The organism is Butyricimonas synergistica DSM 23225, assembly GCF_000379665.1.
Classification (GTDB): Bacteria; Bacteroidota; Bacteroidia; order Bacteroidales; family Marinifilaceae; genus Butyricimonas; species Butyricimonas synergistica.
Map to the genome: position 1 here is coordinate 888,336 of NZ_KB903359.1, position 22,509 is coordinate 910,844.

The following is a 22,509-nucleotide window of genomic DNA, read 5'->3' on the forward strand; positions in this document are numbered from 1 at the left end:
AATTTCTTTATTACCGAATAAACCTATCCGGATTCACCATGGCAAATCCCTCGTAAGTATTCGCGGGATCGCTATAGAAATCGTAAGCAGGTTTGAACACGTAATTGATCCATATAATATTTCCCGCTCTTTGATAGAAACCAGCAGGTGCATTCTCCAGATATAGCCCGTATTCTTCAACTGCATCCGCGTAAAAAATAGGCTTCAGTTCCTCCAATTGCCAGAAATATTCCAACATCTTCCGGTACAACCTGTCATTATTCTGAGCATAGACACCCAGGTAATTGGTAGCCCACCATTGTGGTGCCGGCAAAGCCCCATCCACGATAGACATACGGAAATAGTTATTGGCAATCGGTTTAAAATCATCGTTCTCTTTAAACTTCAGATAAAGATACACGGGATTATCCATGATATCATCGGTACGTTCCAGCACAAGGGACAATTCTCCCTCTACCTCGTTCTTGGGTATTACCAATTTTCCGAATTTAAAGTGCTTGTCCAATACAGCTGTTGATGAATCGGCAACCGCTTCCACTTCATAAGTACAATCTACCCCCATGGGCATCCCAATCACTTTCACTGGGATTTTGTACTCGATTTCCGTTTCATTATACAGGGCAAAACTGAAAAATACCGTGTCACTCGCCGTTTTTTCAACCGCATTCAACTTATCCCATGTGAAGTAAATAGACCTTTTCTGTCCCGCATCATAGTACACGGCATCGTTACTACACGCCCACATTCCCGTGACTAAGAATATTCCGATATATATTAAATATTTGTTTTTCATAACGATTCACTTTTATGGTTATTCATTGGGTCGATAATCCTCTTCCTCCGTGGGTAAAGGCAACGCGTATATCTTATCGCTGCCGGGTATCGACGCCGAAGAGTTCGCTATTTTTACCGAGCTATTCAACCGCTTCAGGCAGAACCACCATTGCCCTTCCCCGAACAATTCTTTCCTTCTTTCCGCCATAATATCGTCCAACGTGATTTCCACGGCTGGTATCCGATCGGCGAATTTTACCATTCCCCGGGCACTCACCACGGTATCCAAATACCACCTTGCTCCGGAAGCATCTCCCTCATCCAACAAAGCCTCTGCCATGATATAGTACATTTCAGGGATTCTTATCATACTGGTTCCCAAGTAAGCACCGCCGCTATAACTTGTTGTCAGGGAAGTCGTGTCGGTCACGCGTCCCATCATCTTCACGCATATATCCCGGGAAACACCATTCTTTTCATGAGTCCCGAACCAACCCGTTCTACGATAATCGCTTCCCGGAGCAGGACCCGCATCTTTGTAAATATCCGCAAAATCACCACGTATATCTCCTAATCCCGACCGATTGATATGCTGCGTGTACCAATCGGAATACACTTCCGCATTATACAATCCCCATATCGTTTCGTCCAAAGAAATGGTTTTCTGCATAAAAGAACCTATCGTCGTGAGGTTAGTAAACCGGAATTTGTTGGAACGGATCACCTTGTCAGCATACGTTTTGGCTTTTGCCAAATCGCCTTTCATCCAGTACACTCGTGCCAACATTGCCTGCGCGGCGTAGAGGTTAAAATGCAATACCCGAGCCCCGGTAAATCCTTTCTCGTTCCCCACCCGGTGAGCCGGCATATAGGTATCGTCTTCTGCCAAATAGGTTTCAGCCCTTTCCAGTTCGGCAATAATCTTCGTGTAAGCATCCGCCACGGAAGACCAGGGGGTCACTTTGAAATCATATTCGGTCACGTAGGGAATAGCCTTTGCTTTCGCCGCCTCGTTGGTAGAGGTGATATGCACGGCAAAGAAGCGTAAAAGGTCGAAATGGATGGCAGCCCTCAACCCGAGTGCCTCGCCCATATACAGGTTGTAATTGCGGAAATCCTTCTCGCTTTTTCCTTCCAGATTCTCGATGATATTATTCAAGTAACTGATCGCCAGATACCCGGTCTTCCACATATTCTTGTACATATTGCGGGTTTCGCTCCGGTCATATTCCAGACGCCCGAGATAAGGCAAATACGAGTAAGTGGACACGAAATTCTGTCCCAGAATCTCCGGTATCATGTTCGACATCAACCGCCCGTACATATCCTTCGTTACCATGGTCATGTACACGCCATAGAGAGCATCTTCAACCCCGTCAGCCGAGTTGAACATATCGTCATTCACCACTTCCGAATCCGGGTTCACATCCAGGAAACTGTCGCAGCTGAAGAAGGAAAACGATATACACAGTAGAATTATTATCTTTTTCATACTCTTTTCAATTTACAGTTTACTAAAAAGTCGGTCTGAACGTGATATTGAAACTCCTCTCGAAAGGATAGGAAGTTCCCCGTTCCAGTTTCATGGAAGAGAAACGAGCGATGTCGCTCATCCCAAAACCTACATTCAAACGCTTGACACCAAGCTTCTTCAACCATTCCGGCTTAAACTCGTAAGTGATTGAAATATTCTTAATCTCGAACACATTGTCACGTTCCACGAAACGCTCCGAGTAACGTTGCGCATCACTCCTGCTTTCCGGGATTCCCAGGAAACGTTTCAAATCGCCCGGTTCTTTCCAACGATCGGTAAAAGCCCGCCGATCCACGTTCTCCCACGGGTTGATATTTTCCACCTTGTCGGCAAGCGTGCTATTGTAAGCATCTCCCCCGAACTTGTACGACGTCGAGATATTCAGAGTGAACCCCTTGTAAGTCAAACTAGAGAAAAGACTACCTTCAAGAATAGGATTCGAGTTTCCCACTTCCACCCGCTCGTCCGTGTCGTAGTCCAACGTGTACTGACCGTCCTTCTTTATAAAAACTTCCTTTCCCGAAGCCGGGTCGATACCGGCGGTACGCATGGCGTAAATACCAAACTGCGATCCGCCCTCCACGAATCGTAACGACGGGCGGGCTCCCAGCGACTGGGTCACCTCGTAAGCCTTCAGAGCCGTCGACACGTTCGTCAATTTATCCATCGTGTGGGAACCGTTCACGGTAACCATCCAGTACAAATCCTTTTGCCTGATAATCTGTCCCGACACGGAAAATTCGTACCCCGAGTTTTCCAGTTTACCCATGTTCACCTGTACTTGCGACACCCCCACCGACCAAGGCAAAGAGATCGGCATCAAGGCATCTTTCGTCTTATTCTTGTAGTAACTGGCGTCAACATTTACCCGCTCGTTAAATAAAGTGGCACTCAACCCCCAGTTATATTTCATCGTGATCTGCCAATTCAATTTCGGGTTTCCCATCGTGATAGGCACGGCACCGATACCCGCATAATGAATCAAATCAGTCTTATACTCGTAAGTCGTCATTGCCTGATAAGGCGAGAAAGTCACGTTCGCCGTGGAGCCCACGCTGAAACGTAAACGTAGCATATTCAACCAACTGATATTACTCATAAAATCCTCCTTATCCACGTTCCAACCGATACCAGTAGACCATACCGGGGCGAAACGATGGTCGCTACCGAATTTGGAGGAACCTGCCGATTTGTAAGAACCATTCAGAAAATAACGTCCCAACAGCTCGAAACTACCATTCACGAAGAAACCGACTTCCGTGGACTTCTTGTCACCCCCCGACGGGCGGGTCGTGGCATACTGGGAAGCAAACTTAATATCCGTCATTCCGTCTTTCAGGAATCCTTCCGCTTTCGTCGTGATTGATGAGGAATTATTGATACCGATGTCTGCTCCGGCGTTCAGGGAGAGCACCGTATTTTTGTCTTTATTCAAGGGCAAACGGTAGTTCAACACGAACTTTCCATTCCATGTCGTACCCTCGTTATTCGTGAAAGAATAGCTTCCCTTCTTGTTCAGGGTGGAACTCTCGAACGAAGAATGATCCGGTGACACGTACGCCTTACTCCAGGATTCCGACATCTTCACGTTCATATCGCCCGTGATGAAAAAAGACTTCATGATGTCCCAGCGCATACTCAGGTAATTGGAAAACGATTTGCTCCGTCCCTTGTTAAAACTGGACAAAGTTGCGTTGTACAGGGGGTTTCCCTGATTCTTGGAATCCGATGAACCACCGGACAGGGGATCAAAATAATACACTTTAATATATTCCCCGTCCTCGTCATATATCGGGTTGTAAGGATTTAACTTCGTGTAGGTCGAGAAATCCCCGTAAGGACTCGCTTTGCTATCCGTCATCGAGAAAGCAAAACGATACGTGAAAGTCAACTTATCGCTCAAATGGTAAGCGAAGGAAAAATTCAAACCATACCGTCTACGGTTATCCCCTTTCATCACACCGTAAGAATCACCGAAACTCCCGTTCGCCTTGTACTCGATCCCGTTACCCCTTCCGGACAAGTTCACCGAATGGTTGTGGGAAAAAGCCCAACGCAGCGGTTTAGAAGGCCAATCCGTGAAAACGCCTTTGCGCACGTTGTCCAATTTACTATAATAAGCCGGATCGAGGCTGCCATCCACCTTATCGTACAAACCGGCAAGGCGTTCCAGTTCCAACTTTTGTTCCGCATTACACAGCCGCAAGGAAGTCAAGTCGGGATAACTGAAATTAGGCGTGAAATTGTAACTGAACCGGGGTTTCGTTCCGGTCACCCGGGTACGCTCCACGAGAATCACGCCGTTGGAGGCTTTCTCCCCGTACAGTACAGCCGCAGAAGCGTCTTTCAACACGTCGATCCGCTCGATATCGTGAATATCCAAGTCATACAATTCCTCTATCGTGATCTCCACTCCGTCGAGCATAATCAAAGGGGTATTCACGTCCGCCTGATTTTCCGTCATGATAGAATTGGCTCCCCGGATCAGAATCTCGGGAATGGCATTCGGGTTCGACCCTTGCTCGTTATTCTCCACGATTCTCAACCCCGGCGTCAATGCCGCCAAAGCCTGAATCACGTTCGTCGAGGACACTTTCAACAAATCCTCGCCTTTCACCGTCGTGATTTCACCGGTGTACGCGTTCTTCGACTGCGTGTAATACCCCGTGACGATCACGTCTTCCAGCACTTTGGTATCCTCCTTCATCACCACTTTCAACTCCTGCGACTTGGTAATCGTGAAATTCTGGCTCAACATACCGATAAAATTCACGATCAACACCATATCTTTCTGCACGGGAATCTCCAACTTGAATTTACCGTCCATATCGGTAGCCACTCCCACGCTTGTCCCCTTCAACAAAACAGTGGCTCCTGCCAGCGGAGTCCCTTCCTCGTCCGTCACCACACCCGTGATCGTGATCTTTTCCACCGCCTTGGTTTCCTGGCGTTTCTTGATCACCACCACGTCATTGACAAACGAGTATGTGTAAGGAGTATCCTTCAAGCAATAATCAAGGATATCCCGAACGGTAGCGTTCTTGAACTCTCTCGTGATTAAAGGAATATCCTTAATTTCCTCGTGATTATAGACAAAATCCAACGAGGTTTCCTTCTTCAACGTATTCAGCACCTGCAACATCGTGGCTTTCTCGAATTTCAGGTTCAAAGGTGTCTTCTCATCGTATCTCTGTGCTAGCGAATCAGAGAAACCGGATAAACTGAATAGAAGAATGCAACAGAGCGACAAGCAAATCTTAGGCATTCGCCGAAGCCCGTTACTAGATTTCAAAGACAGATTCATTTTCATATTCAACTTGTTTAGGTTGTTTATTTTTCGCCGGCAATGCCGGCGAAAAATCTATTTATCATTCAAGGCTTTCAACGCTTCGTCCAAAGTATAAAGCATAGCCTGATAGTGTGCTCTCGTCTCCGCATCTGACGAAGACAATTTACTGTTCAACAAATTCTTCACCCGGATAGCGTAAGCGTGGAAACGGGTTTTGGAATCATCAATCGTGCGGGTGTTCACACGGTATTGCCACCCGTAACCGTATTTGAAAGAAGTCAACGCCATGTGTTTTGCCACGTAGCCGTGTCCCTTCGCTCTCTCGATTTCCCGCAATTCATCCCGGAATGCACTCACCAAACCCAATTCGTCCAAGCCGTAAGTGACAATCTCGTCCACGGAAGGCAGGTATGCCTCATTTCCCACGGAAGGCACATCCTCGTCAGTCAACACTTTCACTAACTTCGACTTTTTAGTAATCATATCGGCAGACTGGTCAATAGACAAACGTTGCAACACTTTCTCCCCCTCAGTAGGTTTGCGATTCTTGATAGCGCTCTCCCAGATTTGGGCGTACATATCGTCGAAATAATCTTTCATCGTGTACGGGTCTTTGGACACGTGAGCCGAAAGCATCACCTTCGTGTAGCATCCCAACAACTCGGTTCCGGTGTAATAACGCACGATAGGAGGCAACGCTACCCGTAAGCCAAACTGGTCGACCAACGATTCATTATGCAGCCAATCACTATTCTTCAATTGTTTCAATACCCACAAGAACGATTTCCGTTGAATATCCTTCGGCACGGACTGGAACGTCTTGCCCGGCGTCCCCGCCTTTACCTCCGACAGGTAAATACCACCGACATTATACATCACATTCCGCAAGTAACGATAATATTGGTTTCCCAACTCGTTGTACATCTGTTCCTTGTAAGCACCGTCCACGTCATCCTTAATCCATTCGTTCAAGTGTGACAGGATATACTGCAAATTCTTGATACCGTATTCCCCGGCTTTTATCGGGTCATTTCCCAAATCTTCCTCGATAGCACTCGGATCATAACGCTCGATCACCTGTTGTTTCCCGTAACGATACAACGGATCGCCCGCCTTCTCGTCAATCCAACTTTCCAACACGGCGACTTCTTCTTTCGGGCTAAGTCCGGGTAGCGGCGTGTACAACCATTTAATCACGTACTCGTCATACACTCCCAGATCCGGCGGGGTCAGCTTCACCCCTTTGTCACCGGGTTGTGCCACGTAATTGAAACGAGCATAATCCATGATGGAGGGTGTAGTCCCGTATTTTTGAGTGAAAGAAGCGGAACGCAACGAATCCACGGGAAAAGCATTCGATGCCGCCATATTATGCATCAATCCCAGTGTATGCCCGATTTCATGAGCGATAATATATTCCAAAGACTCTGCCATCACATCGTCAGGCAATTTCTTTCCCCTCACGGATTCGTCCACCTGTGACGTTTGCAGGAAACGCCATTGGTTCACAAGTTTTGCCACGTCGTTGAAAATAATCACGGACGCATTGATAATCTCTCCGGTTCTCGGGTCTGTCCACGAGGGTCCCATGGCGTTGGTTATCGCGGCAGGCACGTAGCGAATACAGGAATATTTCAAATTATCGGGATCGAAATTCGGGTCGTCCTTCGGGAAATCCAACACTTGCACCGCATTCTTGAACCCGATTTTCTCGAAAGCCTTGTTCCATCTCAAAGTACCCCGGCGCATCGGCTCTTTCCACGCTTCCGGAAAAGCGTCATCCAGGTAATACACGATCGGCTTCACCGGTTCCACCAGTTCGCCCCGCTTGTAGGCTTCCATATCCTTCGGCTCCAATTTCCAGCGGGTAGCCAACGTGTAGGATTGTATCTTGTCCTGATCGGTCGAGATATGCTGTTTCGCGTTAGTCAGGAACACTCCCAGGCGGGAATCGCTGATACGGGGATGCATCTTCTCCTCCGGCAACAGCAACAACGTGCGGGTAGCCTTCACGGTCAACGGCTCGTTTCTCTTCAACAACAGAATCCCCAACATCTTCGCCGTCACGGAATAAGAAAGATAAGACTTCACGGTCACGTTATCGTCAAACGCCTTAATATCATCGAGGATCGACCCGGAACTATTAAACGTCGCCGTGATCTCCACCGTACCCCCCGAATTGGACACGGGTGCCAACTTCTCCACGTTCCCCGTGAACATAGAGGTCACGTCAATCAGGAAAGCCAAACTATCATTCGTGTAACAATAAATCTTGAACGAATTGATGATCGGATCCATAAAGCTCCGCTCGATCACGGTCTTCATGTGACTTTCGTTCTCGTTGTACGTGGCAGACACGTTCACCTCCCGCATGAATATCGTGCTGTCCGTCTTCGTAAACTTGATGTGCATAGGCGGCTTCGGCTTGTACCCGATGGCACAGAGGTTATTGTCACTCGCCTCCGAGATCGTGGATGCCAACAACATTTCCCGGTTCAAGTATTTCACCGGCATTTCAAAATAGAGTTTCCCGTCCACCTTATGCAGGGTAACGAAATTCCCCCGTGCCGTCTCGCATAATTTATTCTTAACCAGTTTATCATATTTACTCTGTCGCTTCACCGGCTCCTTTTTGGTCTCCGTGACAATTGTTTTTTTCTTTCTCGCCGAAGCATAAGTCAACTCCGAGTATGGCAATACTAGGAGTATCACCATACTTAAGGTAATCCATTTTTTCATGTTAAAAACTTAAATAAAACTTGTTATATCATCTCATCCTGTTAGTGAGCCCTTTCATGGCTGTCGTAAACCTTAATCTTCTTGTTATCACCTGTTTTAAACGTTACATTGGCAGCTTGTTCCATAATCTGCAAAACAGCTGTAATATTCTCGTACCGGGGAATAAAACCCGAGAATTTATATTCCTCGATCCCCGGGTCGTCAAACACGAAGTCCACGTCGTACCAGCGGGAAATCTTCTTCAACAAATCCACCAGCCGCTCCTCACTGAAACTGAACTGATCCTTTGTCCACGAGATATACGAATCGACCTCCACCTCCCGGGTTGAAATCCCCGAACGGGTCACCGAAGCCATCACCCCGGGCGTCAATAGCACCCTCGTGTCCCCCCGTTCCACGTTCACGCGTCCCTCGACCAGCGTGGTCATCGACACGTCATCACCCGGGTAAGCGGAAATATTGAATGTAGTCCCCAACACTCTCACCTTATAATCCGAGCAATGCACGATAAAAGGTTTTGCTACATTCTTTGCGACTTGGAAGTACCCTTCCCCATCCAAAAACACTTCCCGGGTATCCCCGGTAAACGCTTGAGGAAATCTCAACCGTGATTCCGAGTTCAACATCACCTTCGTCCCGTCTGCCAATTGTAGTGAATAAGCCCCGCCACGAGGGATTTCCAACGTGTTGTACACCAACGTATCCGTGGTCGGGATATCATGATATACCAATGCTTCCCCGTTATTGCTCACGAAAGGCAATTGTTTCATGATCGTATCCATCGTCACGGGAGTGATCTGCAAGGTATCGCCATCAGGCAAAATCAAAGAAGCCTTCCTGCTGAAAGAATACTCGGCAGGCGTTACCGTGGCAAGCCGTTGAGGTACTTTCTGTCCCGAGGGAACTAATAAATAAGAAGCAACTCCCAAAATCAAGAGGGAAGCCGCCACCGCCACCCGATAGAAACGACGCGTGGAACGCCTCCCTCGGATTCCCTTCGCCACGGTACTCCACTCCCGACGAGCATCAAATTGTTGAAACAGCGAATACTCGGTATGTTCCTTGTACTCTCGCTCCAAACACTCGTACATCTCTTCATTCGCCTTAGAACGGGATTTCCACGATAAAAAAAGTATTTCTTCCTCAGGGGTCAACTCTCCCCGAAGACTCTTTACAATCAAACGGATAATATCATCATTCTCTTTTCTCATCTCATCGTCATTTCCCTTATAACACTTCACGAGAAAAAAGGTACCGATGATTTTGATTATTTTTTTATTCCAAGCACCAAAGGCGTCATGTATTGAATCACTTCTTCGTCCAGTAGTATTTGTATCTGTTTTATAGCGGACTCCTGCGGCACATCGAGTCTGTCAATCAATTCATTCACTGGGATATCCCGTTCGGAAAGCAAGCGCACGATCTTTTCGTTCAACTCGTTCTGCCCTATTACCTTTGACTGTTTCTTTTTCCCGAGACACACGTCACAAATGCCGCAAGCCTTACTTTCCTTCTGTCCGAAATATTCCATCAGTAACAATTGCCGACACGTCTCGTTATCCTCACAGTAACGTACCATTGCCTTCACTTTACTTGCGAACGACAACTTGCGATCCTCGTAAGCCTCCCGTCCGATGGATATATACGACAAAGGCAGGCGAGGCTGGCGGAAAATAATATAAGGTTTCGTGTCCCCTGGCACGTAACGGATGATCTTGCGCTTTGCCAAGGCAATAAAGGCATCATACAACTCTCTGCGTTTTACTCCCAACTGGTCGGCAAGAAACTCCTCGTCGATATAAGCATCCTGCACGAAAATCCCCGCGTAATTTCTCATCAACAACACCATTAATTTCTCCAGGAGCGGGTTGCCCGTGTCGAAGTCGTACAGACGGTCGCGCGTAACGGTAAACATCACCCGGGAACGCATATTCACGTCGGTCGTGTAAGTCCAATACCCTGCAACATCAAGAATCTCAATGGAAGACATGGCTTTCGCTTGATTCAATTTAAAATTTGCCACAAACTCATCCGCGTTGAACTCGAATACACGTCCCTCCCCCTCGCCTTCACCCAATTGGTAATAATTGCACAATGCCTCGTACACCCGTTTGATATACTCCTTCGACGGGAATGTTTCATCAACCCGCCTTTTCAAGGCACCCACGGCAACGGGAGAAGACAACAACACGGCATACGCCCGCTTTCCATCCCGTCCGGCACGTCCTGCCTCTTGAAAATAAGCCTCGGGACTATCCGGAATATCATAATGTATGACGACCCGCACATCCGGTTTATCTATCCCCATCCCGAAAGCATTCGTCGCCACGATGACGGGTATCTTCCCTGTTTTCCACGCTTCCTGGCGCCAAGAACGCTGCAAAGAAGATAAACCCGCGTGATAGAAATCGGACACGATACCCTCTTTATTTAAAAATGCTGCAACCGACGAGGCTTTCAAGCGGGAACGCACGTAAACGATGGCACTTCCCCGTACCTTGGATAGTATATTGTGTACTGCCAAGGGTTTCGCCTCCGTTTCCCGGATCACGTAGGAAATATTATCCCGCCGGAAACTTTTTGACAAGACATGAGGAACCTCAAAACGCAATTGTTGTTGAATGTCTTTCACCACAGCCGGGGTTGCCGTTGCGGTTAAGGCTAAGACAACCACCCCGGGAAAGTACTCGCGCACCTCGGCTATTCGCAGGTACGCGGGACGGAAATCATATCCCCATTGCGAGATACAGTGAGCCTCGTCCACCGTGATCATGCACACATCCATCATCCTCAATTTTTCCCGAAAACGTTCCGAGTATAAACGCTCGGGAGAAACGTAAAGGAACTTCACCGTATCGTAAATACACTTATTCATAATGGATGCCACCCGCTCTGACCTCATCCCCGTGTAGATCGCCTCTGCCGAAATACCCCGCTCCTTCAAATCCTCCACTTGATCCTTCATCAACGCGATCAAAGGAGTTACCACCAAACAGATTCCTTCCATGGCTAACCCGGACACTTGGTACGTGAGAGACTTTCCCCCGCCCGTCGGCATAAGCGCAAGTGTATCTTTTCCGTCTATTACCGAACGGATAATATCCTCCTGCAAAGGGCGAAACTCATTGTACCCCCAGTAAGTCTTCAATATATTATTTATATCACGGGTCATAACTCGAATTATCCTACAAAAATACAAAATACACGAAAAAACTGCCATGAACCGATAGAATTAAATCGCTTTTTATTATTTTCGCCCAATATAATTCCAACGAAATGATGAAACTACGATATATAGGACTGATTATCCCATTCCTGACCGCATGCAACGAGAATTTCGACGAGCAGGAAAGCCCCGTGGCAAAAGTACTTGACAAATACTTGTTGCACTCGGAAGTTAAAAGCATTATTCCCGCCGGGACTCCCTCGGCAGACAGCGCCATACTAGCACAAAGCTACGTGAGAAACTGGATCACCAAAGAACTTTTGCTCCATAAGGCAAACCAGAACTTAAGCGACGAGGAAAAGAACATCCGTAAACAAGTGGAAGATTATTCCTCTTCTATCCTGATCCATAAATACAAGGAAAAACTCGTGTCGCAAAAATTGGATCGTAAAGTAAGCGAAGACGAAATCGCCCGGTATTACGACAACAATAAATTCAACTTCATCCTCAACACCCCTGTCGTGCGGGCATTATTTATCGTGTTGCCGAAATCGGCTATCAATATAGACAACGTGCGAAAATGGTTTCGCTCGAAAGATGCCAAAGACCTATCGGCTTTAGAAGAATATTGTATCACTTCGGCAAAAAAATACGATGATTTCAACGACCAATGGATTCCCTTGCGTGATATCCTAAACTTGTTGCCGATCACAAGCGCGGATTGGACATCCAAATATAAAAATAAAGAGCTGATCGAAACGGAAGACGAGGAGAATTACTATTTCCTGAAAATATATGAAACTCGTCAGGAGCATGAAACCGCTCCACTCGGTTACGTGAAAAAGGAAATCGAAATACTACTGTTGAACAAACGTAAAATAGCTTTTGAAGAAAGCTTGGAGAAGGATATAAACTCCGAGGGAGTACGGAAAGATTACGTCAAAATATATTAACGGAATTTGAAAATTGAAAATAAAAAAGCGAAAACGATCGGATTATTCTTAGATTTAAAGAAAAAGTATTAGTTTAGAGCGTTTTTATTGAATACAAATTTATTAATGGATTATGAGATATTTATCACTGCTTATACTTTTATTTTTAGCTAGTTATGCTTCAGCACAAAAGAACGTGATTGACAAGATTATTGCCGTAGTCGGAGAAGAAATCGTGTTAAAATCGGACATCGAGAACGATCTTTTGCACGCGCAAACCCAAAGCGCTATCGCCAACACGGCTGACGCTAAGGCTCAAATATTCGAGAACAGGCTGGTTTCAAAGCTATTGATGGCACAAGCCAAAATAGACAGTATCACGGTCTCCGACTCGGAAGTGGAAGCGCAACTGAATTCACAACTAGAACTATACATACAAAATATCGGTTCCCGTGAAAAACTAGAAGGTTACTTCGGTAAATCATACGAGGAAATCAAAAACGAGATGCGTACCCCGCTCCGGGAACAAATGATTACGGGACGTATGCAACAAAAAATAGTGGAAAATGTCCGGGTTACTCCCTCCGAAGTACGTTACTTCTATCGGAAATTCAATAAAGACAGCTTACCTGAAGTTGGGGATAAATACGAGATTCAACAAATCGTGATAAAACCGAGAATCTCCGACACGGAAAAAGAACGTATCCGGAATCGCCTGAGACAATTCCGCGATGACATCCTTGAAGGAAAACAATCGTTCAATACGCTTGCCGTACTTTACTCGGAAGATCCCGGAACTGCAGCCAAAGGTGGCGAACTGGGATATATGTCCAAAAGTCAATTGACCCCGGAATTTGCAGAGGCAGCGTTCAGCTTGAAGCCCGGAAGAATATCCAAAATCGTGGAGTCGGAATACGGGTTCCATATTATCCAATACATCGACCGTCAAGGAGATAAAGTGAACGTTCGCCACATCTTGTTGCGCCCGAGAATTGAAGAAAGTGACCGGGAAGCAGCCCTACAGCGATTGGATAGCGTGGTTAATTTTATCAAAAATGGAGAATTAACCTTTGAACAAGCCGCATATTTGGCTTCCTCGGATAAAAAAACGAGGAACAACGGCGGTCTGATTTTCAACCCGTATGATGCAGACTCCAAATTGCCGAAAGAACTGATCAAGGGCGATATGGCTAGGCAAGTAAGCAGCCTGCAAGTAGGTGAAATATCCGAACCCTTCCTTGACAGAACCGAAACGGGCGACGAGTACAAAATCATCAAAATAAAAGCGTACTACCCGGCTCACACGGCAAACTTGGACGACGACTGGCTCAGCTTCGAGAATGGACTGAAAAGAAAAAAAGAGCAGGAAATATTCGAGAAATGGATCAAGGAAAGACAAGAAAATACTTATATCCATATCGATGATGAATATAAAAACATCAAGTTCCACTACGACGGATGGATTAAATAATTGATGATTTAAGATCGACTACTTTTCATGACAAAAGCAGGTATTTGGGTTGGAATGTTATGCATATTATGGGGATTATTCCCCATAAATGGGACAGCACAGGAAAAAAAATCAAAAGTCAAAATCCTGAATGCCGATAATTTCAGCATGGAAACCCAGCACAATCTGAATAAATTCATCGGGAACGTCCACATGAAACACGACGACGTGCTTCTGTGGTGCGACAGCCTTTACCAGGTAGAACGGACAGATACCAATTACTTGGAAGCTTTCGGGCACGTGCGGGTAGTCAAAAACGATAGTATCCACATGACGGGTGACTATATGTTTTATGACGCGAACAAAAAACAAATACAGGTTCGCCGAAATGTAACCTTGAAAGACCCGCAAATTACCCTAACAACCAATTACCTGGATTACGACGGAATTTTCGATATCGGATACTATTTCAACTGGGGTAACTTGAAAGACGAAGTCAACACGCTAGATAGTAAACAAGGCACTTACTTCACACAAAGTAAACTAGCCTTCTTCAAAGACAGCGTAAAGGTTGTTTCCCCCGAATATGACATTTACTCCGATACCTTAAAGTATAACACTGAAAGCAAACTGGTGTACATTCTAGGTCCCTCTAATATCTACGGCAAAGGAGAGGACAACAACACGCTATATTCCGAAGACGGATGGTACGACACCAACTTGGGACACGCCGAATTGTACAAAAACAACCGAATCACCCATCTTACTTACACGGGATTCGGGGATACTATGATTATCGACAGTATCAGCGGAATAGCTAACCTGTATCAAAACATTACATTGATAGACTCGATCAACGACGTGATCGTGAAAGGACACTACGCCCAAATGAATCAGACCACCAACCAGGCTTTCGTCACGGACAGTGCATTGCTTATCATGGTGGGCAAACAAGACTCTTTATTCCTGCACGGCGACACGCTGTATATGGATCAGGATTCCGCCAAAAATCAAATACTGCGGGCATACCACAAGGTTAGGTTTTACAGCCGGGATCTGCAAGGCGTGTGCGACTCGATGGTTTACCTGAGTGCCGATTCTACCATCTCCCTCTACAAGGAACCGATCACATGGGCAAGTGGCTACCAAATGACTGCCGAGAAAATATCCTTGCTCACGGGTAACGGGCAAGTCAAACAATTTTTCATGACAACCAAAGCCTTTATGGTCGGACGACGATGGGACACCCAAATGTTCGATCAGATTAAAGGAAGAAACATGACCGGATACTTCAGGGATAACGAACTGTACATGGTGTACGTGGATGGTAGCGGGGAAACCATTTACTACCCCGACGACCAGGGTGCCATCATCGGAGTCAACCGTGCCACTAGCTCCAATATCCGCATCATGATCGATAAACGCCGAGTCACGGACATCATCTTCATGAACAAACCGGATGGCGACCTGACACCCCTCCTTCTCGTCAACCCGGAAGAAGAACGCCTGAAAGATTTCCGCTGGCTGCAATACCTCCAACCCAAAGACAGGTACGACATTTTCAATACTCCCCTGCCACCTAAAGAAGAAAAAGAGGAAGAAGAAACATCGGAAATCTCAAATCACTAAATTCTTAAATCGGCTCTCACACGGATTTATTCTAAACAGTAATGTTGAAAATTATCAGAATATTATCAACTTCCCATTGTACATATTGTTGCATATTTTCCTATTTTTGCAAAAAACAATAAAAATGCCATCCAAGGAAAATATAAAGACGTACACGCTAGGAACAATTGTTTTCATCTTATCCCTGTTATTACTCTCGTCAACATTCATTGTCGGGGATGATCTTGGGAACCGGGCAGCAAAAGTCTTTTGGTTTTATTCTATACTTCCGGGTGTGGCTATTGCTTGTACCCCGCTGGCATGGATTCGTCCTTTCCGCTTCACGCTCACGGACCTGTTCGTGGTTCTCTACATTGTATATAGCCTCTTGAATTTACCTTACTCCGGCATGGAAATATCCGCCCGTGCTGGCATTCTCGTGCTGGTTGGTGTTACCTATTTTCTATTCAGGGTACTTACAACCTTCTCCTCGGGGAACTTCGTTAATGCTGCACTTTTGTTTACGGGATTTATCGAGGCAGCGTGGGGAGTGGGACAATTGTATGGTTTCACGCCTTCCCTTCACGAGCAGTTCGACCTGACAGGTTCATTCTTTAACCCCGGACCCTATTCCGGCTTCCTGGTTGCCATCTTCCCGTTGACCTTGCATTACGCCCTCACGACACAAAAGTTGCCTCAAATCCTCTCGATCATCGTACTCGTGGCACTCCTTCTCGTGCTGCCCGCCACCATGAGCCGAAGTGCATGGGTAGCGGCTATCGTCGGCTGCACTATCGTGATAGGATACCACTACCACCTGCGCCGGCAATGTATTGCGTTTTACCGGGCACACCCGATCGTCACTCCCGTAGCGGTTGTTTCTATTCTCTTAATCATCGGTACTTTAATGATCGGCACCTACATGATGAAAAAAGCCTCCGCCGACGGACGGCTTCTGATCTGGAAAGTATCCTCCACCATGATAGCCTCCCACCCGGTAACGGGAATCGGCTTCGGCAACTTCGCCGGACCTTACGGGAAAGCCCAAGAAGCCTATTTTACCCGAGGGGATTACACGCCGCGGGAAGAACTCGTTGCCGATGCCCCCGAGTTTGCTTTCAATGAATTGATCCAAATCACCGTGGAAAACGGGCTAATCGGGCTATTACTCTTCCTCGGTATCGTTATCTCGGCTATCCGATACGCCTACCGGGCTCAAATATACAAGCAAGCGGGACACGTGGGAGCATTGTCAGCCTTTCTGATCTTTGCCTCCTTCTCCTACCCGTTCAGCGTGTTACCGTTAACCCTCCTTTTCGCGCTACTTGTGGCACAATGTACCGCGACTGACACCCCTTCCTCCTCCCGATGGGTCACGGGCATCTTTTGCTTGCTCCTGCTCGCCCCGGCTTTTCGTTACACTTCTCATAAAACAGAACGCAAAGAAGCTTTCAAACGCTGGAAAAACGAGCAAATCTATTTCAATATGCAGGTATTCAAGCGCACGGTAGATAATTACAGGGCATTATATCCCATCATGAAAGACACCCCCACCTTCCTGTTTGAATACGGGCAATGCCTTTCCCGCACGAATAGTCCCGGCTTAAGCAACCGGGTACTCCGTGAAGCCGCCGAAATCTCCTCCGACCCGATGATCCACAACATCATCGGCAAAAACTATCAGGCGATGCAACAATACGACCTAGCGGAAGCCTCTTTCCTCAAGGCATCCCGCACCGTCCCCAACCGCATCTACCCGCTCTATTTATTAGCCAAAATGTACGCTGAAAGCGGTCAAACCGAAAAAGCCATCGCCACCGCCAAAATCGTACTTGAAAAAGAACCCAAAGTATTCTCCTCCGCTGTCGAGGAAATGAAAAGAGATATGCGCCTACTTCTCCGTAACTACTAGCTGCCCGAAAGAAATGAAAAAAATCATCAAGAACATATTACAATATGCGGGAGCCCTCCTGTTAGCCATAGTGATAGCCGCTTTGCTGAGGTTTTTTATCGTGGATTTTTATAGTATTCCTTCCGATTCGATGTACCCGGCAATAGAACCCGGTGACTTTATCGTCGTGAACCAACTGTACATGGGGGCACGTTTCTACAAAAACCTCGATTTCCTCGAAGGAGCCAGACCGGAAACAGTCCGGGTGCCAGGATACAGCTCGCTGAAACGAAACGACGTGATCGTTTTCAATTTCCCCAAGTACAACCAGGACGGGATATGGGAATTAGACCCGCAGACATTCTACGTGAAACGATGCGTCGCCCTTCCCGGGGACACGCTTTCCATCGTGGACGGTATCAACATAGTGAACGGCAAAAGCGGCTATGGCAACCTGCAAGACCAACAACGCCTGCACCAATACCGGGGAGATTATGCCCCGGGGATCTTCCATGCCTTCCCTTTCGACACCCGGCACGGTTGGAATATCCGGGATTTCGGTCCCCTGTATATTCCTGCCGCCGGGAATACGATCACGATAGACTCGTCCAACTACCCTTTGTACCACACGATCATCTCGCACGAAACTCAAACACCTATCCGCATCAGCAGGGGAAAAATCTATCTTGGCGATTCCCTCATCCGACAATATACTTTCCGTAAAAACTGGTATTTCATTTGCGGAGACAAAGTATTCGACTCCCGGGATTCCCGTTACCTCGGTCCTATCCCCGAGGACTTTATCGTGGGGAAAGCCTCCCTCGTACTCACCTCGAAAGACCCGTACACGAAAAATTACGTGTGGCGACGTTTTTTCAAAAAAATCATTTAATCGACAATCCCTAAATCACAGAATCCGAAGGCTTATGATTTTGCATGGCGGCTAAGCTCTTCTCGCAAGAATGGAGCCGTTTCCGACTTTTTATTCTTGGCTACTTCTTCGGGAGTCCCGGTACAAACAACGACGCCTCCCGCCTTACCTCCGCCGGGTCCCATATCGATGATATAATCCGCCACTTTTATCACGTCCAGGTTATGCTCTATCACGATAACGGAATTTCCTTTATCGACCAGCTTTTGCAAAACACCTAAAAGGATATCAATATCCTCGAAATGCAACCCCGTTGTCGGTTCATCCAATATATACAAGGTACTCCCCGTGTCCTTTTTGGACAACTCGGTAGCCAATTTTATACGTTGTGATTCTCCCCCGCTCAAGGTGGTACAAGGTTGTCCGATCTTGATATAGCCTAAGCCGACATCCTGCAATATTTTCAATTTAGACTGCAAATGAGGAAGATTTTCAAAAAACTCCACCGCCTGGTTAATCGTTAGGTTCAGCACATCACCGATAGACTTTCCCTTGTAACGCACTTCCAGAGTTTCTTTATTGTAACGTTTACCGTCGCAGGCTTCACAATGCACGTACACGTCCGGCAGGAAATTCATCTCGATAGTCTTCACTCCCGCTCCCTTGCATTCCTCACACCGACCACCACTCACGTTAAACGAGAACCGACCGGCAGAATATCCACGTATTTGCGATTCCGGTAACTTCTCGAATATTTTACGAATATCGGTAAATAACCCCGTGTAAGTAGCAGGGTTCGAGCGGGGACTTTTCCCTAGCGGGCTCTGGTCAACGACCACCACTTTATCAATATTGTCAATACCCTCGATCGACTCGTAAGGCAAAGATGTCGTCAACGAATGATAGAAATACGCGCTCAATATCGGGTGCAACGTACCATTCACCAACGACGATTTACCACTACCACTCACTCCCGTGATGCAAATAAACTTCCCTAACGGAAAATCGACACTCACGTTTTTCAGGTTATTTCCAGTACAACCTTTCAACGTGATCATTTTCCCGTTCCCTTCACGGCGTTGTGCGGGTACGGCTATCTCTTTTTTCCCGTTCAGGTACTGCGCCGTCAGGCTATCGCTCTTCAACACATCCGCATACGTCCCGATAGCCGTGATTTCCCCGCCTTTTCGTCCAGCCTTGGGACCCAAATCCACAATGTAATCGGCATTCTCCATCATTTCCTTATCGTGTTCCACGACAATCACGGAATTACCGTTATCCCGCAATTCCTGCAAAGAATGAATCAACTTCCGGTTATCCTTCTGGTGCAACCCGATACTCGGTTCATCCAGTATGTACAGCACGTTCACCAACTGCGAACCGATCTGCGTCGCCAAACGGATACGTTGCGATTCTCCCCCCGAAAGCGTCACCGACTGCCGGTTTAGGGATAAATATTCCAATCCCACGTCCAGCATGAACTTCAAACGGGTACGAATCTCTTTCAATATCTCTCCCGCGATCTGTTTCTGCTTCTCTTCCAGGTGAGATTCCACGTCGCAAATCCACTCGTACAAGTCAAACAATTCCATGTTTGCCAACTCCGCAATATTCTTCCCGTTAATACGGAAATGCAAGGCTTCCTGGTTCAGACGTTGCCCGTTACAAACATCGCAAGTAGCCACGGAAATAAACTGCTCCGCCCACTTGTTGGCTTTCTTGGAGGTTGAGTTCTCCTCCTGCATGGTCACGTACTTCAGAATACCCTCGTACGTCGTCTGGAAATTGGAAGATACCCCAATCTCCGCGTTCTCCAACCGGAACTGTCCCGGGTAGCCGTACAAGATATCCGACAACGCCTCTTCCGGCAAATCCCGTATCGGCTGTTTTATATCCGTGCCATGCTTCCGCAATATCGTTTCAATCTGGTAAAAAATAAGCGAACCTTTATATTTTCCCAGGGGTAAGATTCCCCCGGCATAAATAGACAGCGAATCATCCGGAATGATTTTATCCATTGCCACTTGATTGACAAACCCCAGCCCCTTGCACTTTTTGCAAGCCCCGTGAGGAGAATTAAAAGAAAAAGTATGGGGTGCCGGGTCTTTATAGGAAATACCCGTGTCCGGGCACATCAAATGGCGGCTATAATATTTTACTTCGTCGCTCTCGTAATCTTTTATCGTCATCACGCCCTTACCGTGCTTCATTGCCGTCGCCACTGAGTTTTTTAAACGCTTCAAGTCGACCTGGTCCATCACGATCTTATCTACCACGATCTCGATGTCGTGCATCTTGTAGCGGTCGACGCTCATCCCGATCGTGATCTCCCGGATCTCCCCGTCTACCCGGGCAGAAATAAAACCATTCTTCCGCAGGTTCTCGAACAATTCCCGGTAATGTCCCTTACGTCCCTTCACCACGGGCGCCAGCAGAAGAATACGTTTTCCGGCAAAATCCTTCTGCAACAATTCCAGTATCTGCTCGTCGGTATATTTCACCATCCGGCTTCCCGTTTCGTAGGAATAAGCCACCCCCGCGCGGGCATACAGCAAACGCAAAAAGTCATAAATTTCCGTGGTCGTCCCTACTGTGGAACGGGGATTTTTGTTTGTCGTCTTCTGCTCGATAGAAATCACCGGACTTAATCCCGTGATCTTATCCACGTCCGGGCGTTCCATCCCTCCCAGGAAACGGCGGGCATAAGCCGAAAAAGTTTCCAAATACCGTCGTTGTCCCTCGGCATAGATCGTGTCAAACGCCAACGACGATTTACCACTACCGCTCAACCCGGTAATGACCGTCAGCTTATCGCGGGGAATGGTTAAATCTATATTTTTCAAATTGTGCTCTCGGGCACCATATATGGCTATATTATTATCTTCTTCTCTGTAATCCATGTATCTTTCTTGACCTTAAAAACTAACTTGCAAAGTTACAGAAAAAAAGGCAATATGGAAATGAAACACAAGCGGGAAAAGGTTAAAAATTCTAGGAATCAAATCAAAATAAATAGGGTTATGTACACTCGAAAATTACTAAATGATATAAATAAAAAAGGAGGGATTCTCTGCAAGTCTTAAATGGAATATATTGGGACTGACGAAAAGATGTTGTATGTGTGTGTGTGCGTGCGTCTGTGTGTGTGGTGTGTGTGTGCGTGGTGTCCCGTAGAACATATTCCAGTACCATTAAGAACTCTCTCAGAAAATCAGCTTAAACCATGGTCAAAGCTATCCCCTCTCTTTTATGCTAGATGATTCAATCTAATAACAGCTAAAAATAAATCATAAGTTCATCATCTAATATACTCTCTTTAACGTCACCGAAAAAGAAAGGTTTCATTATTTCCCGAAAAAAATCAAGGAAATTTATTTTTTTCAATCTTTCAAACTAACTCTTTCTGTTTTAGCAATCATTTCTCGTGTCTTGATCGCTAATCTGTGTTCTTTTACGGAAAGTTTTCTGATAGGTTACACTTTTTCTGAAAAAAAATTGCAAATAAAAAAGGAGCGTTTCACAACGCTCCTTTTTTATATAAAGATTTAAAACCTTACTTCTTCAAGGCATCTTTCACCTGTTCGTTAGGAACCATTTGTTCCTTAAAAGTGTAGGCACCGGTTTTCGGGGATTTAACCATCTTGATGATTTTTGCAAATCCTCTACCATCTGCTGTTTTTAATGTCGCAACAACTTTCTTTGCCATAGCTTAATTATTTAATTTCTCTGTGTAAAGTTACTCTTCTCAGAATCGGGTTGTATTTACGCAACTCCATTCTCTCGGGGGTGTTCTTTCTGTTTTTGGTAGTGATATAACGAGACGTCCCCGGCATACCGGATTCCTTATGCTCCGTGCACTCCAAAATCACCTGTACTCTGTTTCCTTTGCTCTTCTTTGCCATCTCTTCTTACTTTATACGTTCTTAATTAAACCATTGGCAGTAGCTTCTTTCAAGCAAGCATTAATACCTTTCTTATTGATAAGGCGCAATCCGGCTGCTGATACGTTCAAACGTACCCATCTATCTTCTTCCGGCCAATAAAAATTTCTCTTAAACAAGTTGATCTCGAATGTTCTCTTTACTCTTCTCTTAGAGTGGGAAACATGGTTACCAACCATTGCTTTTTTTCCTGTTATTTGACAAATTCTTGACATCTCTCTCAATATTTTATAAACGCTTTCCAAACAGGATGCAAATTACGCACTTTTAATTCAAACAATCAAGTGTTTTGATAAAAAAGTTTCAATATTTTT

Annotated in this window: 15 protein-coding genes; 5 read left to right on the forward strand and 10 right to left on the reverse strand. The window is 46.2% G+C overall.

All coding sequences use genetic code 11. The features are described from left to right. Positions 1 to 10 precede the first annotated feature (10 nt). The 6 genes from A3CY_RS0103955 to A3CY_RS20180 are packed head-to-tail and all read right to left on the reverse strand — an operon-like array spanning position 11 to position 11,508. Positions 11 to 793 (reverse strand): DUF4843 domain-containing protein, encoded by a 783-nt coding sequence (locus A3CY_RS0103955; protein WP_018336605.1) that lies wholly within the window; start codon positions 791 to 793, stop codon positions 11 to 13. An 18-nt stretch (positions 794 to 811) separates the two neighbouring features. Then, positions 812 to 2,266 (reverse strand): RagB/SusD family nutrient uptake outer membrane protein, encoded by a 1,455-nt coding sequence (locus A3CY_RS0103960; protein ID WP_018336606.1) that lies wholly within the window; start codon positions 2,264 to 2,266, stop codon positions 812 to 814. Between the two features lie 22 nt (positions 2,267 to 2,288). After that, positions 2,289 to 5,618: a SusC/RagA family TonB-linked outer membrane protein gene (locus tag A3CY_RS0103965; RefSeq protein ID WP_148375470.1), complete on the reverse strand. Its 3,330-nt coding sequence runs from the start codon at positions 5,616 to 5,618 to the stop codon at positions 2,289 to 2,291. Positions 5,619 to 5,669: 51 nt separating this feature from the next. Beyond that, the gene (locus tag A3CY_RS0103970) at positions 5,670 to 8,336 is read right to left on the reverse strand and encodes a zinc-dependent metalloprotease (RefSeq protein WP_040371256.1); all 2,667 of its coding nucleotides are present in this window, start codon (positions 8,334 to 8,336) and stop codon (positions 5,670 to 5,672) included. A gap of 41 nt (positions 8,337 to 8,377) precedes the next feature. Next, positions 8,378 to 9,547: a FecR family protein gene (locus tag A3CY_RS0103975; RefSeq protein WP_155828173.1), complete on the reverse strand. Its 1,170-nt coding sequence runs from the start codon at positions 9,545 to 9,547 to the stop codon at positions 8,378 to 8,380. 56 nt (positions 9,548 to 9,603) lie between these two features. Beyond that, a complete protein-coding gene (locus A3CY_RS20180) occupies positions 9,604 to 11,508 on the reverse strand; it encodes a RecQ family ATP-dependent DNA helicase (RefSeq protein ID WP_040371447.1) in 1,905 nt (634 codons plus the stop codon). A gap of 104 nt (positions 11,509 to 11,612) precedes the next feature. On the opposite strand from A3CY_RS20180, the gene A3CY_RS0103985 reads away from it, so the two are divergent. The 5 genes from A3CY_RS0103985 (at position 11,613) to lepB (ending at position 18,275) form a co-directional block, all read left to right on the forward strand. Beyond that, positions 11,613 to 12,455: a peptidylprolyl isomerase gene (locus A3CY_RS0103985; protein ID WP_231932395.1), complete on the forward strand. Its 843-nt coding sequence runs from the start codon at positions 11,613 to 11,615 to the stop codon at positions 12,453 to 12,455. A 112-nt stretch (positions 12,456 to 12,567) separates the two neighbouring features. Further along, positions 12,568 to 13,905, forward strand: a complete 1,338-nt coding sequence (locus A3CY_RS0103990) for a peptidylprolyl isomerase (RefSeq protein WP_018336612.1) — start codon at positions 12,568 to 12,570, stop codon at positions 13,903 to 13,905. Between the two features lie 27 nt (positions 13,906 to 13,932). Then, entirely contained in the window at positions 13,933 to 15,513 is a 1,581-nt protein-coding gene (locus tag A3CY_RS0103995; protein ID WP_018336613.1) for an OstA-like protein, read from the forward strand. A gap of 124 nt (positions 15,514 to 15,637) precedes the next feature. Beyond that, positions 15,638 to 17,404 (forward strand): O-antigen ligase family protein, encoded by a 1,767-nt coding sequence (locus A3CY_RS0104000; protein ID WP_051082674.1) that lies wholly within the window; start codon positions 15,638 to 15,640, stop codon positions 17,402 to 17,404. A gap of 13 nt (positions 17,405 to 17,417) precedes the next feature. Then, positions 17,418 to 18,275 carry a signal peptidase I gene (gene lepB / locus A3CY_RS0104005; RefSeq protein WP_018336615.1) on the forward strand — a complete coding sequence of 286 codons (858 nt, stop codon included), beginning with the start codon at positions 17,418 to 17,420 and terminating at the stop codon, positions 18,273 to 18,275. A gap of 32 nt (positions 18,276 to 18,307) precedes the next feature. Here lepB and uvrA read toward each other — a convergent pair whose 3' ends face one another. The 4 genes from uvrA to rpmB form a co-directional block, all read right to left on the reverse strand. Beyond that, positions 18,308 to 21,154 carry an excinuclease ABC subunit UvrA gene (uvrA, locus tag A3CY_RS0104010; RefSeq protein ID WP_018336616.1) on the reverse strand — a complete coding sequence of 949 codons (2,847 nt, stop codon included), beginning with the start codon at positions 21,152 to 21,154 and terminating at the stop codon, positions 18,308 to 18,310. Positions 21,155 to 21,807: 653 nt separating this feature from the next. Further along, entirely contained in the window at positions 21,808 to 21,960 is a 153-nt protein-coding gene (locus A3CY_RS22400; RefSeq protein ID WP_018336619.1) for a DUF4295 domain-containing protein, read from the reverse strand. Positions 21,961 to 21,967: 7 nt separating this feature from the next. Further along, positions 21,968 to 22,156, reverse strand: a complete 189-nt coding sequence (gene rpmG, locus A3CY_RS0104025) for a 50S ribosomal protein L33 (protein ID WP_018336620.1) — start codon at positions 22,154 to 22,156, stop codon at positions 21,968 to 21,970. Positions 22,157 to 22,167: 11 nt separating this feature from the next. Beyond that, positions 22,168 to 22,410, reverse strand: coding sequence for a 50S ribosomal protein L28 (gene rpmB, locus A3CY_RS0104030; protein WP_018336621.1), 243 nt, complete (start codon positions 22,408 to 22,410; stop codon positions 22,168 to 22,170). Positions 22,411 to 22,509 lie beyond the last annotated feature (99 nt).

Excerpts from the sequence above, each read along its gene's own strand:
- A3CY_RS20180 (WP_040371447.1), bottom strand. The coding sequence starts at position 11,508 with ATGACCCGTGATATAAATAATATATTGAAGACTTACTGGGGGTACAAT.
- A3CY_RS0104000 (WP_051082674.1), top strand. The coding sequence starts at position 15,638 with ATGCCATCCAAGGAAAATATAAAGACGTACACGCTAGGAACAATTGTT.
- A3CY_RS22400 (WP_018336619.1), bottom strand. The coding sequence starts at position 21,960 with ATGGCAAAGAAAGTTGTTGCGACATTAAAAACAGCAGATGGTAGAGGA.
- A3CY_RS0103990 (WP_018336612.1), top strand. The coding sequence starts at position 12,568 with ATGAGATATTTATCACTGCTTATACTTTTATTTTTAGCTAGTTATGCT.
- lepB (WP_018336615.1), top strand. The coding sequence starts at position 17,418 with ATGAAAAAAATCATCAAGAACATATTACAATATGCGGGAGCCCTCCTG.
- A3CY_RS0103970 (WP_040371256.1), bottom strand. The coding sequence starts at position 8,336 with ATGAAAAAATGGATTACCTTAAGTATGGTGATACTCCTAGTATTGCCA.
- A3CY_RS0103985 (WP_231932395.1), top strand. The coding sequence starts at position 11,613 with ATGATGAAACTACGATATATAGGACTGATTATCCCATTCCTGACCGCA.
- uvrA (WP_018336616.1), bottom strand. The coding sequence starts at position 21,154 with ATGGATTACAGAGAAGAAGATAATAATATAGCCATATATGGTGCCCGA.
- A3CY_RS0103965 (WP_148375470.1), bottom strand. The coding sequence starts at position 5,618 with ATGAAAATGAATCTGTCTTTGAAATCTAGTAACGGGCTTCGGCGAATG.
- A3CY_RS0103955 (WP_018336605.1), bottom strand. The coding sequence starts at position 793 with ATGAAAAACAAATATTTAATATATATCGGAATATTCTTAGTCACGGGA.
- rpmG (WP_018336620.1), bottom strand. The coding sequence starts at position 22,156 with ATGGCAAAGAAGAGCAAAGGAAACAGAGTACAGGTGATTTTGGAGTGC.
- A3CY_RS0103960 (WP_018336606.1), bottom strand. The coding sequence starts at position 2,266 with ATGAAAAAGATAATAATTCTACTGTGTATATCGTTTTCCTTCTTCAGC.
- A3CY_RS0103975 (WP_155828173.1), bottom strand. The coding sequence starts at position 9,547 with ATGAGAAAAGAGAATGATGATATTATCCGTTTGATTGTAAAGAGTCTT.
- rpmB (WP_018336621.1), bottom strand. The coding sequence starts at position 22,410 with ATGTCAAGAATTTGTCAAATAACAGGAAAAAAAGCAATGGTTGGTAAC.
- A3CY_RS0103995 (WP_018336613.1), top strand. The coding sequence starts at position 13,933 with ATGACAAAAGCAGGTATTTGGGTTGGAATGTTATGCATATTATGGGGA.